Source organism: Vibrio clamense, assembly GCF_050337905.1.
Taxonomy (GTDB): domain Bacteria; phylum Pseudomonadota; class Gammaproteobacteria; order Enterobacterales; family Vibrionaceae; genus Vibrio; species Vibrio cortegadensis.
The window spans coordinates 409,245-423,924 of the sequence record NZ_JAKJTJ010000020.1 but is presented as its reverse complement, the minus strand read 5'-3'; the positions used below and the strand labels follow the sequence as shown (position 1 = coordinate 423,924).

Sequence of the window (14,680 nt, the reverse complement as noted above, 5' to 3'; positions counted from 1 at the left end):
TTTTTAAAGGAGTATGAGATGTATTTGCCATGGTAAATATGTCTCATAGCCTTGATGTAATTAGGCAATGAAAGAAAAAAACTCTTTATGGAAAACCAGTAGTGGGAGCCTTGCTCTATTACTGGTTTTGCCGATCTTAGCGATCTTCTATACCGCTGTTGGTGAAACTGACGATGTGTTTTCTCATCTGATGTCCACAGTGATGCCCACCTATACTTATAATACCGTCATGCTCGTTGTGGGGGTGATGTTCCTTTCTCTCATTTTTGGTATTCCAAGTGCTTGGATCATGGCGATGTGCCGTATCCCAAGCGAAAAATGGTTGCAGTGGGCACTTGTACTGCCGCTGGCGATGCCGGGTTATATTATTGGCTATATCTTTACGGATTGGTTTGATTTTGCCGGTCCAATACAAGTCTGGTTGCGGGACATTACAGGTTGGGGCCCCGGAGAGTACTGGTTCCCTGATATTCGAACATTGGCTGGGGCAACAGTTGTCCTTTCGTTAGTGTTATATCCTTACGTCTACCTACTATGCCGTGCCGCTTTTATGGAGCAAAGCATCTCTTTGTTGCAGTCAGCAAGGTTGCTTAAATGCTCTCCTTGGGAAAGCTTTCGTCGAATTTCATTACCTCTCGTTCGCCCATCTATAGCTGTTGCCCTTTCGTTAGTCGCAATGGAAACCTTAGGGGATTTTGGTACGGTGAGTTATTTTGCGGTCAGCACGCTCACGACAGCGGTATATGATACTTGGCTTGGGTATTCAAATTTAACTGCTGCGGCTAAAATTTCTGCCTTAATGTTAGTGATCGTCATTATTCTATTAAGTGCTGAGCGGTATAGCCGTCGTAAGCAAAAATTGTTTCAGAATCAATTTAGCAGCCATGATGACTTTCGTTATGAATTACAAGGTTGGAAGAAGTGGCTAGCCCTAGTATGGTGCTGGGGATTAGTTGGCGTCGCTTTCATCTTTCCACTGATGCAACTGATCATTTATGCGTACAAATATTTTGCTCAAAGCTGGACGCCGGAGTTTCGTGAATACGCGATAAACAGCTTACAAGTCTCCCTTTCGGCTGCGTTTTTTGGTGTGTTAGTCGCATTGGTTGTGAATTTTTACCATCGCCTAAGTCCAAACCGTATTAGTCTCGGATTTATGCGTTTCTCTTCTCTGGGCTATGCTGTCCCTGGAACAGTGCTGGCGATAGGGGTTATGGTAACCGTGTTGGTGATGGATCACTCAATCAATGATTTCGCTAAATACATGGAGTGGGGACGACCTGGGCTTATTTTTTCTGGTTCAATGTTCGCTTTGATTTTTGCTCTTGTTGTGCGCTTTTCAGCGGTGGCAATCGGCAGTATTGAAAGTAGCCTAAATAAAGTATCCCCCTCACTTGATATGGCATCAAGAACAATGGGATGTAACGCCAACCAAATGTTACGTCGGGTGCATTTCCCACTGATCAAGCGTGGAGCATTGATTGCGGGTTTATTAGTGTTTATTGAATCAATGAAAGAGCTTAATGCTGCTCTGTTATTGCGTCCTTTTAACTTTGAAACGTTGGCCACCTATGTGTACAACTACGCATCAGACGAGCACTTAGAGCTTGCTGCTTTGCCTGCGGTATTATTAGTCTTAGTGGGGTTAATTCCTCTTGTTATTGTTAACCGTTCTTTGGAGAAAACTCACTAATGAGCTGTGCATTATCGATTCAAAACTTAACCTGTAAATATGACTCTCAAACAATATTAGAGTCGTTATCTTTGGATGTTGAGCATGGTGAAATTGTTTGTCTTTTAGGGGCGAGTGGCTGTGGCAAAACGACCTTACTAAAAGCGATTGCAGGCTTGCTTCCACTAAGTAGTGGCGTGATGAGTTTAAACTGTTTGACGATTGATGATGGTGAAAACTGGCTGCCTCCGGAGCAGCGTAATATCGGTATGATCTTTCAAGACTATGCGCTTTTCCCTCATTTGACGGTGGCTGATAATATTGCGTTTGGCTTGCGAGATCTCTCATCTGAGTCTCGACGCGAAAAGATCGAAGAGATGTTGAGTTTAGTTCACCTCGACGGTTACGGTGATCGATACCCACATCAGTTGTCTGGTGGACAGCAACAGCGTGTGGCGATTGCTCGTTCGTTAGCTTACAAACCCGATCTATTGTTGCTTGATGAACCGTTTTCCAATATTGATACTCAAGTCCGTCATGAGCTAATTAGTCAGATCCGTAAGATTTTTAAAAAGCAGGGTGTCACCGCAATTTTTGTGACTCACTCTAGAGAGGAAGCGTTCGCTTTTGCTGATAAAATGGCGGTGATGAATCATGGTGTCATTGAGCAGTACGGCACGGCTTCGGAGTTGTACTATCAACCTTCAAGTAAGTTTGTGGCAGATTTTCTTGGTGGCGGAAGCTATGTGTCTGCAACACGAATCTCTTTGACCGAGTTTCAAACGGCACTGGGTGTCGTCGAAGCTCAAATCAAAACAGAGGTCGCAATTAATGCTGAATGTGAGTTGTTACTTCGTCCGCAACATATCCAAATTACAGCGACGGAAGAGAGTTCTGTCTTTGTGTTAGAACAGCACTTCATGGGTGATCATTGCCGTTATGTTATTGAAGCAAATGGTAATCGGTTACTCGCAAGTTCAACTGAGGCATTAGTGATAGGGCAAGCGGTCTCTGTGCATGTGGATATGAATGGCGTTTTAGCTTTTTAGCTAAAAGGCTAGTTCTTCAAATGCGATTATTTTAAATATAATGAGTTCGAATATAATGGCTCCAACATGATTAGCTCAAACGTGATTAGCCAAATACTATTAGCCGAAATGTTATTGCATAGATAGAAAAAGACCCAGCGCATTCACGCTGGGCAAGTGCTCTTCACCTATAGGGAGCTCATTGAGCAGGTGTACAAGTGAGAACTCCTACAAAGCGAGGAAGTCTTTTACTTGTTGAAGAACACGTTCTGCAGTGTCTTTATCTGCCATTTCAGAAAAAATTCTTAGCAGTGGTTCTGTTCCAGAGAAGCGAGCAATGACCCAACCTCCGTTTTTAAAGTAAACTTTTGCGCCATCTTCATAGCTCACTTTTTCTATTTCGAACTCAAAATCTGGCAGCTGTTTCTCTATATAGATCTTGTTATATAGCACCTCTTTTTGAGCGGGTTTGAACGTACAGTCGCCCTCGGCGGTGTAGGCGTAGCCGTACTTGCTGTAGATCTCATCAAGCAGTTCCGATAATTTTTTCCCGGTAGAGCTGATCATTTCGACAAGCAAGCTTGATGCAAAGACGCCATCTTTGCCTTTAATGTGACCTCGAATCGTTAAACCACCAGAACTCTCGCCACCAAGAAGTGAGTCATCGGCTTCCATTTGTGAACTGATGTGCTTAAAGCCCACTGGAACCTCAAAGCATTTTTCATCATGATCTGCGGCAATTTTATCAAGTAAGTGAGTTGTGGCGATATTTCTGACCACAGACCCTTTCCACCCTTTGTACTCAAGCAAGTAGTAATACAGCAGCATCAGGACTTCATTAGGGTGAATAAAGTGACCTTTTTCATCAATGATACCTAAACGGTCGGCATCGCCATCGGTACCGATACCAATGTCATAACCTTCCGCTGCTACTAGGTGTTTCAGGCGATAAAGGGTTGATGCATTAGGCGAAGGCATCAAGCCTCCAAAGTCAGGGTTTTTGCCATCGTTAATCACATCGACATCACAGCGGCCATTGATCAGAACGGTTTGTAATGCATTTTTCGCAACTCCAAACATTGGGTCAATCAATACTCTAAGGTTCGCTTTTTTGATTGATTCGATATCGATAAAGTCGATGATTGAGTCAACAAATTCATTCATCGGGTTGATGATTTCAATGGCCTTATCGTTGATAGCTTGTTCAAAATCGACGGATTCCACATCACTCAATTCTAAATTAGCTATCTGGTCTTCAATTTTTTGAGTAATAATTTCGTCAGCATCGCGCCCACCTTCAATGAAGATTTTTATACCGTTGTAATCGGCAGGATTATGTGAAGCCGTAATACAAGCTGAGTAGGCACAGCCCATCTCTTTCGCTTTAAACATTACGATTGGCGTTGGGACAAATCGATTAATGAAGCTGACTTTAATGCCATTTGCGGCGAGTACCTCAGCAAACCAACTTGCGGCTTTATCCGATAAAAATCGGCGGTCATAGCCGATAATAAACCCTTTATCTGCCACTTGTTCATTTAACATGATATTGGCAACAGATTGAGCAACAAGACGAACATTGTCTTTCGTAAACTCTTCACCAATAAAGGCGCGCCAGCCACCTGTACCAAACTTGATCATAGTAGACATCCTATCTCTCTCACGCTCTAACGAGCAAAAATTAAAAGTAGGGGGATGATTCTCCCCCTAAAAATTAGCCTAGTATTACGACAACGTGGTTAACGCTCCCTTGTGGCTGTGCTGGAATTGCACCTTCGACCACCTCGCCATTTAGCGTGATGGTTTTTACGCCTTTGCTCACTGAGTCTGGATTTTGTACTTCGATGTTATAAACCGCATCGCGCCATTCACGGCGAACTTCAAAACCAGGCCATGCATTTGGCACACACGGGTCAATCACAAGGCCATCAAAACCAAGGCGAACACCAAGCATAAAGTTGGTCACGGCGAAGTAAGCCCAACCTGAAGTTCCGGTTAGCCATGGGTGGTTTGCTCGCCCGTGATCTTGATGATCACGTCCCATGATGAACTGTACGTATGAGTATGGTTCAGCGTAGCGAGTTTCAATCATGTCGTTTTGATTATATGGGTTTAGAGCGTCATAGAACTTCATCGCTTGATCTCCGCGACCAAGCTTGGCTTCAGCAACCCATGCCCACGGATTAGGGTGGGAGAAAATCGCGCCGTTCTCTTTTACACCTTGATAAACACGGGTAACAAAACCAATATCATCGTTGGGGGTGGAGAATGAAGGTGAGTTAAGGTGCAGGCCATATTCTGAGTAGAGGTGTTCATCGACAGAGTTCATTGCGATTTCACCGCGCTCTTGAGATACGGCACCAGACAGTACTGCCAGAGTGTTCGACTCTAGATGGATACGGCCTTCGGTCTGCTGTGCGGTGCCAATTTTGTCGCCATCTTTGGTTAGACCGCGTATATACCAACCCCCTTCATCATCCCATAAGTGGGTTTCACAAGCTTGGCGTACGCCCTCTGCCATTGTGGTGTATGCATCTACATCGCCATTACGGCCAAGATATTTTGCTAGGTCGATAAATTCTTGTAGTGCCCAGTAGTGAAGGAAAGAGACCATCGATGACTCACCGCCACCTAGGTTCAGACAGTCATTCCAGTCGGCACGCAAACCTTTACAGATACCTGTATTACCGACGTATTGTGCCGAGAAGTCTAGCGCCGCTTTCATATGATCATAGACTGTTGCGATGCCACCATCAGCGTATGGGATCTCTTCATCAAAGAAACTCTCTTCGCCTGTTTCCATCACGTATTTACAGATGGTTGGAACGATCCATAGGTGATCATCAGAACAGGTATCGTCAATACCATGGATCTTATCTTCATCGCTTGGCGTCGGGACAACCGTTGGTGATTTCGATGGCTCCACGTCAGCTTTCTCAGGATCAAACCAATCAGGATCAAATAGGTGTAAACCGTAACCCGCTTTTACTTGGCCTCTTAATAGATCAACTAAACGCTTACGTGTCATGCTTGGGTTTGAGTGGGGAACAGAGATTGCGTCTTGAGCCGTGTCACGATAACCAAGGCCAGTACGTCCTCCAACCTCGATAAAAGAGGCAAAGCGCGACCAAACAACACAGGTTTCCGCTTGATAAAGCGTCCATGTGTTGATCATGGTATCCAAGCCTTCATTTGGTGATTTCACTTGGAATTTATTACAACGTTGCTCCCAGTGATCTTTAATGCCAGCAAATGCCGCATCGATATTGGCTGGATCTTGATACTTTTTACGAAGTTTTGCGCCATTCCCTTTGCCTAAACCTAGAATGTAAGCAAAGCGAATCTCTTCTCCGGGTTGAATTACGAACTGTTTATGCAGTGAACCACAGTGGTTGTAACAAGTTTGTGCGCTGTTTGAGCACTTACCTTGTTCAACTGCAATGGGGTTCGCTTCATCACGGTAAGCGCCTAAGAAGTTATCACGCTGGCCATCGTAGCTATCTGGAGAGAATGTAGAGGCTAAATAGTAGAAGCCTTCAAAATCATTGGTGTTGTAGTAAAGATCGTATTCAATCACTCCATCTTTATATTCAGTGCCAGCAGAGTAGAGTGACATCTGGTGATTTTGATTGTCTGATTGAATGTGGCTAAATGAGAACTCCACAAATGAAAATGCACTGATGGTACGCGGCTTATCGCTGGTATTTTTTAAGACCACATCCCAAACTTCCGCATCTTCACCTTTTGGTACAAATAGTGTTTTAGTTGCTTGAATACCGTTGTAATCACATTTGAACTTTGAATATGACAAACCATGACGAACTTCATAACTTGCTTCATCTAAGCTTTTTGCAACGGGTTGCCATGAAATTGACCAGTAATCGCCAGTTTCATCATCGCGGAGGTAAACATAGTGTCCTGGACGATCAAATGATGCGTTTGGACGAAACTTAGTGACGCGATTGTGTTCAGGGGAGTTATAGAACGAATACCCCCCAGCATTGTGTGAAATAACGGTACAAAATTTCTCGGTCCCTAAATAATTTGTCCAAGGTGCAGGTACGTCAGGTCGTGTAATGACGTATTCACGATTTTCATTATCGAAATAGCCGTATTTCATGATCTTTTCCTTTTTAACAAGCTGCAATGGGTAATGGGCAGCTAAAAATTCACAATTAGTATCGTTCTAGAATCTTTTTCTAGACGTCGTTAGTTTTTCCAAGGGGAGCGGAAGTTCACACCTTGCTTTGAGAGCAAAGGCAAATGTCCTTTTAATCGAGAGAGATAACAGTGCCAATCTCGGTTTGGTTTTTCTGTCCAGCACGCTTCTGCCATTGCCGTTAAACGGGGGAAAACCATGTAGTCCATGCGAGACTGGTTATTGATGATTTCAGACCATAAAGCGCATTGAATACCTAAAATCCGTTTCCTTATCGGGTCCGACTCTGGAATCTCAGCGAGAGGCTCATAGTGGTAAGCTTGAAGGAGCGGGATCACGCAGGCCCAATCCACACCTGGTTCTTCTGGTGCATAGTCTTGTGTCATGTCGAGATAGGTGTATTGCGCGGGTTGCAATACGACATCAAAGCCTTGTCTCGCGCAATTTACTGCCGCTTCTTCACTCAACCATGAGTAGATAACCGTGTCTTTACTGACTTTGTTGCCATGCTGAGCTTCTTCCCATCCGACCATGCGTTTGCCTAAAGCTTTGAGTTTTTTCTCGGCATAGCGGAAGAGATGCCCTTGTAACTCTTTGGTATCTTGATAGCCATGCTCTTGCATTAAGTCTTGGCATTTTTGACTCTGAGTCCAAACGCCATTAGGTACTTCATCGGCTCCCATATGAATGAAAGTCGCTGGGAATAATTGCGCTACTTCTTCAATAACGGCATCTAAAAATTGATATGTGCCTTCAAGTGCAGGGTTAAGCACATTGTCTGAATAGTGCTGAATGCTGCGATAAGCGGTGGTGTCGTCTGTATCGACTAATAATTCAGGTAATGATTTAATCGCCGCGCGACAGTGACCGGGAATATCTATTTCTGGAATGACAGTGATTCCGCGCATCTCAGCATAGGCGATGACATCTTTGATCTCTTGTTGCGTGTAGAACCCACCATACCGAGTTGCTAGGTTTGTATATTGCGGTTCGATTCTTTCATTTACTCCGCGCCATGCTCCAATCTCAGTTAATTGTGGGAATGCTTTAATTTCGATTCGCCATCCTTCGTCATCCGTTAGGTGCCAATGGAAGGTGTTGAATTTGTAATGAGCAAGGTGGTTGATTAAGCGTTTTACTTGATCAACTGGATGAAAATGTCGCGCGCAGTCGAGCATCATGCCACGGTAACGAAAGCGTGGTGAGTCAGATATTTTGCAGTAAGGTACAGAGAGCCCTTGGCCGTCGCTATCACGAGTTATGAGTTGTAATAGTGTTGCGCAAGCATGTGTGAATCCAAGCGGAGTGCCTGACTCTAATCGAATGCCTTGACGATCAACATTCAGTACGTACTGACCTTCGTCTAAAGTTGGATTACTTCTAAATAAAACATCGCCTTTACCAATCGCTTTGAAGTGATACTCGAACAAGTGCTCTAGCTCTTCCTGTAACCAAGTTGCAGCATGATCGGCATGCGATGCTTTTAGGGTTATCTGGCTATCACTTGAGAGTCGGTAATATCCATCAAAAAAGTTGGATTTATTGGGCTGTGGGATCAGCGCGACTTTGTTGGCTTCTACTTGAGGAATATCTTCCCGTTCCCGATAAGGTGAAGCGAGAACGATAGGGGTGATCACTACAGGAAGCAGCTCTTTATTCTCAGTGTTGTGGCTATTTGAACGATTGATTTGAATAAAAGCGTCATTGAACCCATCAGTCAGAAAGCGGAATGGGGCGGTTTGTACACTAAATTCACAATAGAAATGGTGGTTAGCTTTGAGAGTCGCGACATCGGGCGTGACTGAACAGTAACAACCGATTTGCTCTAGTACACCTTGCGACAAACTATCAACTTGAATAAATCGGTCAAAAGCAAAATGCAGAGACCAATCTGTTAGATCTTGATCGCTTAAATTGTGTAGTGTTAATCCAAATCGGCAGTTCTGTTTCTGTTCTGAAAGAACCGCTAAATCAATACGATAATCCATACTTACTCCTAAGATCTCATCGCTTATCAATACAAGTTATGTTCGGGTTTTCCCGCGAACATAATTGCACCTTCAATCGCATCGAATTGAGGCTCAACGATCCATTGCTGAACCGGAGGAGAAAGCCATTTCACAATCCGTTCAGCAATACTTCCCATTAAACAGATACGCGTAGCACCGCGTCTATTTAATGCCATTAAAAACATCTCTATGTCTGTTGCCGTTTGTTGCAACATCTCTAGTGCGAGTGGATCTGCTTGAAGGGCAAATTCAAAAATCGCAGGAGAAAACTGTCCATAATCTCGAGGAATCGCTTGTTTTGACCAAGCTACAATGTAATCAATACTATTATTGAAGTGCGCCATCACATGTTCGGATAGTGGTGTCTTTTCACGAATGCCATCTTCAGCGAGTAACACCTGTTGGATAAGGTGGAGGCCCATGACCGCGCCACCTCCTTGATCTGAAATTGGGAATTCGCGCCCGCCAACAACATGCTGCTGTCCATCTTGTAGATAGATGCCACATGAACCAGTCCCTGCAATCATGATGGCGCCGTTGTCACCGTTATGCGCACCAATACAAGCACCATAAGCGTCAGTATTGAGTGTGACGCTGGCAAAAGGGTGGTGCTGTTCCATGAACGCTTTCCATGCTGATTTTTGTTCGGCACCCGCAAGGGCAAGCCCAACATGCATTTGTGAAAAGTTGGATTCGGATAACCCACCTTGCAGGGCTGCTTCTTTGATTGCTTGAAGAATCGAAGCCATGGCCACATCAACGCCGAGTAAAATATTGGCACTGCCACTTTTAGCTTCGCCAATTAAACTTCCCACAGAGTTACGGATTCGCGCGCGACATGAAGTACCACCGCCATCAATACCAACATAGTAAAAGCTCATTATGAGAGTTCCTCTGATTGTGAAGATGAGGTGTGATTAAATTGCGTCATAATTGCCAGTAGGTACCAAGCGCCATGAGGGATCCATTGTTCGCCCCAGCGCCAGTTCTGTAGCATGTCGTCTTTTTGACCGAGAGGATTAAAAGCAATGTCTTCTTCGTTATCAAAACCAGCAGTTATGCCGTTACAAATACCACCCTTAGCATTAAAGAAGCCCAATTGAGGGAGGTAGTCAGGGTTATTTTTTCCATGACCATCCAGCATCGACATATCGTAAGGGTTAAGGCCGACAATCCAATTCAATGCGTTTTGAGCAAATTGCGTTAATTGTGTTTTTAGATCATGGCAATCCAAATGCTCTTGAGCGAGGTAAGCCATAGATGCAAGTGAACCTAAGCGAGCATTCTCACCTTGCCACCAGTAACCAGATTCATTGTCGTGAGCCACAAAAAAAGCATCTCGTTTGGCACTGTTTACTGATTTAACATATTGGCGAGGGTAACCAAAAGGATTGGTCACTTTGCTCGTGATGTTTATTTCAAAATGACAAGCGTTTTGAATCACTTTTTTGATTGGTTGGCTGAACATCACTTGAGTTTCGATTGTTAAGTATTCGCATAGGGCGATAACCGGTAAACCAGCCTCTGCGGCATGAAAATAAGGTCGAGAACCATCATTGTTGGCAGACCAGAAGTGTTGATTATTTTCATCTGACTGTTGACGTTGGCTTAACCGCTGAGCCCAATCTCTGGATTCGACAAGGTATTTACTATCATTAGTTGCTCGGAAAAGCTCGACACTAGCGAGTAGGGCACAGTACTCATCAATAATGTTTTCGACGCCATCGTCTATGTAGCGAGTGTTGAACTCTTTTAGGTGCCAGTAGCCTTTTTCGGCGGTTTCTTGGTAAGTTTGTTGAGTATATTCACCATGAATATCTAAAGAAGACGCAGCGGCGAGAGCGGCAATGGAGACTCCGCCACCTTGTCTAAAACCTGCTTGGTAGGCACTGTTTTTATGACCGGCTTGAGTGGTGTATGAACAGATTTCTCGTTGGGAAATGTCTTTGCTCCACTTATCAAAAACAGTAGTGAAAAAGAAACCATCAGAGTGCTGCATACGAACAAGAAAATCAGCACCAAACAGAGCCTCTTCCTTAAGGCGGGTGCGCGAAAATGCAGCAAACTCTGAGTGTTTCGATAAAAGTGTATTTCCCTTTAGCATGTTCCAAACCACCATTGGAATTTGCTGCGGGTTTAAGTAGTTCGCGTATGACAGATGGCTTAAATATTTACTCACATCGCCGGAAGCGTCGTACCAACCACCGTGCACATCAACGGTTTCATTCGAGTTATAAAGTGGGGCATTATGATCTTGTTGATCAAAGGTGCCACCACAGTGTTGAGACTTAAAGTAGTGTAATAAATCAGAAAAAGTACGCTGCATAAGAACGCTAGTCCCAATTTCAAATACTTCAGAACGGATGTGATCAAATTTTAAATAGTAACGACCAGGGCGAGTATGAATTGAGAAATCTAAGTGATAGAACTGACCTTGGTGCCATTCTGCGACTTGGCCATGTTGAATTAAATGGTAACTCGCTACCGTTGTATGATTATCAGCACAAACCAATAAAGCGATATCATTAGATAAGCGCCCCTTTTTAGTAAGCAAAATAGCCTGTTTAGGACCATTTGCTTCATAGCCAATATGGTTAGTCAGTAGCAGCATGAAAAACTCCGTACATTATTATTTTTGTTATTGTTTGTGTATGACATTCATTTTATTTTTGGTTGGAGCAACTCCTGAGGCAGTTCAAGAGCCGCTCCTGATTGATCATCTGTGAATCAATGTTTGCGATTAACTTTCGTGTAAGTAACAGCGAGTAAAGTGATTCGGACCTAATTGAGTAACACTCGGTAACTGCTCTCTGCACTTATCCATTGCATGAGCACAGCGTCCAGCAAAAGGACAACCGATGGAGTTTGGTGTCCATAGTGGGATCTCGCCTTTATTCCCTTTTAACTTGGTATGGATAGATTTTTTAGGATCTGGTACCGCAGAAACAAGCAGTTGGGTATAGGGATGTTGAGGATTAGCAATGACTTCATCAGTATCACCCCATTCAACCATATGGCCGACATACATGACCGAAAGGTCTTCCGCGATATAACGAGCCGTGGCGATATCGTGAGTGATATAAAGTAGAGACATCTGTTTCTCGAACTTCATCTCTTCCATTAAGTTCAACACACCCGCACGAATCGAAACATCAAGCATTGAGGTTGGTTCATCAGCGAGTACCACTTCCGCCCCGACGGCAATATTTCGGGCTAAATTGACACGCTGACGTTGGCCTCCTGAAAGTTGGTGCGGGTATTTTTCCGCCGTCTCTTTCGGTGGGATCAAGCCAACTTGCTCTAGAAGATCATATACACGCTCTTCTAGCTCTTTTTTGTTACCTGGGGTGATCTTTTTATGGATCAACAGTGGTCGCGCAATGTGGTGAAAAATATTGTGCGTAGGGTTCAATGAGCCAAATGGGTCTTGCCATACCATTTGAACCCCTTCGCGGTAGTGCATTAAATCTTTTCGGCTAGTGATCTCTTGAATGTCACGGCCTTTATATTCGATGTTGCCGCCAGATGGTGCGTACATTTTCGCAATCATCTTTGCAGTGGTCGATTTACCTGAACCAGATTCTCCCACAACGGCCAAACCACGGCTTTTATACATCTTGAACGATACATCGTTGATCGCTCGCATCATTGGTTGTTGAAGGGCATTACTACTAATAGGGAAGTCTTTAATGACGTTTTTGCCTTCCACGAGCAGTTGACCAAAATCGTTACTCATAATTGTCTCCAGAAATTCTTTTATTACTGCCAATCGCTATTTTGCTACTGCAAGAGGATTGAATTTAAACTTTTGTCTGAGCAATTGAGTCACCGTAAAGGTGGCAGTTGGATAAACGGCCATGCTCAATTTGACGTAATGTTGTCGGCACTTTTGTGCACGCTTCATGAACGCGATTACAGCGAGATTGAAAACGACAACCCTGTGGGATTTCTAGTAAGTTCAGTGGATTACCAGGAATGCCGGCTAGTTTAGTTTTAGGTCCAGTAAGTGGAGGGAAAGAACTCCCCAGCCCTTTGGTGTAAGGGTGGTAAGGGCTTTCTAGAATCTCTTTTGAAGGGGCAACTTCAATGAGTTCTCCAGAGTACATAATGCCAATTCGATCTGAGAACTCGACCATCAAAGAGAGGTCATGAGTAATAAATAGAATTGAGAATCCGAATTCTTCTTTTAGCGCATAAATTTTTTGTAGAATTTCACGTTGAACAACCACATCAAGAGCGGTTGTTGGCTCATCCATGATGATCATTTTTGGGTTAAGTGCGAGAGCGATAGCTATCACCAATCGCTGACGCATGCCACCTGAGAATTGGTGAGGATAATCCGTGAGACGGCTAGGGTGAATATCAACAATTTCAAGTAGTCCTTGAGCGCGTTTAACCGCTTGTTCACGAGTCATATTGGTATGACGCATGATCACATCGCAAAATTGCTCTTCCATTGGTAGTACAGGGTTCAAAGCATTCATTGCGCTTTGGAACACCATTGACATCTCACTCCAACGGAATGATTGCATGCGTTCGTCACTGTACTCTAGGATGTTTTCGCCATTGAATATCACTTCCCCACCAGTAATGAATGCAGGCGGCTTATGTAAGCGCATTAGCGAAAACGCGACAGTGGATTTACCACAGCCAGACTCACCAGCAAGACCAAATACTTCACCAGGAGCTAGGTCAAAACTCACGTTGTTACATGCGCGGACATCGCCCGCGTCTGTGATGTAATCGACGCATAAATTGCGGATTGAAATTAGTGGTTCAGACATGATTATTTATCTCCGCTCCAAAGTGCATTTTGTGGTGGTAAAACAGGTGCTCGTTCAGATTTGTCTTGCTTAGCAAGCTTTTTCCAACGCTTCATACCTTTGTGTGAACGCAGTTGTGGGTTTGCGATTTCATCAACAGCAAAGTTAAGTAGAGCTAAGCCTGTGACCAGTAAAGTAATCGCAACACATGGAGCAATGAGTTCCCACCAAGCGCCGATAAGCATTGATGATGAAGTTTGTACGTTGTAAAGCATGATGCCCCAGCTAATCGTGTTTGGATCACCCAAACCAAGGAATGAGATGGTCGCTTCCATCATGATGGCGTACATCACGGAGCCGATGAAGCTCGCACCAACAATTGAAATTAGGTTTGGTAAAATTTCAACAAAGATGATGCGGAAAGAGGATTCACCTAATACTTCGGCCGCTTTAACAAACTCTTTTTCACGTAAAGCTAAAGTTTGCGAGCGAACCACACGTGCGCCCCATGCCCAGGAGGTACAACCGATAATCAATGCTATGGTTAATGGCCCTGCCTCCCCAATGAATGCTGCAACCACAAAGAGAAGTGGATATTGAGGGATAACCAGCATGATGTTCATTGCCGCGGTTAATACATCATCGACTTTGCCTCCGAAGTAACCCGCTGATACACCGATAATGGTTGCTAGGAAACACACGGTTAAACCAGCACCAAAACCAACAGCAAGAGAGACGCGTGCTCCGTATACCACTTGAGACCAAATATCACGACCCATTCGAGAGGTTCCCATGACATGATCCGCTTTCTTAGACATGATCAGTGTGCGGCGATCGTCGGCTAAGTTTTCAGCAACCCATCCATCAGGGTTAGATTGAGCAGACTTTACGACAAAGCTTGGGTACTCATGAGGGTTACCTGTTCGCTTGTCTGGTGCGTGTTTAGTGATCAACGGTGCTGCCAGTGCGATGAATAGGAATACACTTAAAATGGATACTCCAATCAGGGCCATAGGGTTGCCCCCAATTAATTTAATAATGCCTTTCAT

The 14,680-nt window shown here is 44.1% G+C and carries 10 protein-coding genes; 2 read left to right on the top strand and 8 right to left on the bottom strand.

The window, feature by feature from the left end:
* Positions 1-67 precede the first annotated feature (67 nt).
* Together L4C39_RS07000 and L4C39_RS06995 are read left to right on the top strand one after the other, a co-directional pair.
* Positions 68-1,693, top strand: a complete 1,626-nt coding sequence (locus L4C39_RS07000; RefSeq protein WP_017054139.1) for an ABC transporter permease — start codon at positions 68-70, stop codon at positions 1,691-1,693.
* A complete protein-coding gene (locus tag L4C39_RS06995) occupies positions 1,693-2,721 on the top strand; it encodes an ABC transporter ATP-binding protein (protein WP_113799227.1) in 1,029 nt (342 codons plus the stop codon). The genes L4C39_RS07000 and L4C39_RS06995 overlap by 1 nt, the downstream gene beginning before the upstream one ends.
* A 207-nt stretch (positions 2,722-2,928) precedes the next feature.
* Here the strand turns inward: L4C39_RS06995 and L4C39_RS06990 are convergent, their stop codons facing one another.
* The 8 genes from L4C39_RS06990 to L4C39_RS06955 form a co-directional block, all read right to left on the bottom strand.
* Positions 2,929-4,341: a phosphoglucomutase/phosphomannomutase family protein gene (locus tag L4C39_RS06990; RefSeq protein ID WP_429745254.1), complete on the bottom strand. Its 1,413-nt coding sequence runs from the start codon at positions 4,339-4,341 to the stop codon at positions 2,929-2,931.
* A 73-nt stretch (positions 4,342-4,414) separates the two neighbouring features.
* Entirely contained in the window at positions 4,415-6,820 is a 2,406-nt protein-coding gene (locus L4C39_RS06985) for a glycoside hydrolase family 94 protein (RefSeq protein ID WP_429745136.1), read from the bottom strand.
* A gap of 89 nt (positions 6,821-6,909) precedes the next feature.
* The gene (locus L4C39_RS06980) at positions 6,910-8,847 is read right to left on the bottom strand and encodes a beta-N-acetylhexosaminidase (RefSeq protein WP_017054135.1); all 1,938 of its coding nucleotides are present in this window, start codon (positions 8,845-8,847) and stop codon (positions 6,910-6,912) included.
* Between the two features lie 26 nt (positions 8,848-8,873).
* Positions 8,874-9,749: a glucosamine kinase nucleotide-binding domain-containing protein gene (locus tag L4C39_RS06975; protein WP_429745133.1), complete on the bottom strand. Its 876-nt coding sequence runs from the start codon at positions 9,747-9,749 to the stop codon at positions 8,874-8,876.
* On the bottom strand, positions 9,749-11,479 hold the full coding sequence (locus L4C39_RS06970; protein WP_429745131.1) for a glycoside hydrolase family 9 protein: 1,731 nt from the start codon (positions 11,477-11,479) through the stop codon (positions 9,749-9,751). The genes L4C39_RS06975 and L4C39_RS06970 overlap by 1 nt, the downstream gene beginning before the upstream one ends.
* Positions 11,480-11,608: 129 nt before the next feature.
* Positions 11,609-12,604: an ABC transporter ATP-binding protein gene (locus L4C39_RS06965; RefSeq protein WP_017054132.1), complete on the bottom strand. Its 996-nt coding sequence runs from the start codon at positions 12,602-12,604 to the stop codon at positions 11,609-11,611.
* A gap of 64 nt (positions 12,605-12,668) precedes the next feature.
* A complete protein-coding gene (locus tag L4C39_RS06960; RefSeq protein ID WP_113799214.1) occupies positions 12,669-13,652 on the bottom strand; it encodes an ABC transporter ATP-binding protein in 984 nt (327 codons plus the stop codon).
* A gap of 2 nt (positions 13,653-13,654) precedes the next feature.
* Positions 13,655-14,680 (bottom strand): ABC transporter permease, encoded by a 1,026-nt coding sequence (locus L4C39_RS06955; RefSeq protein WP_113799212.1) that lies wholly within the window; start codon positions 14,678-14,680, stop codon positions 13,655-13,657.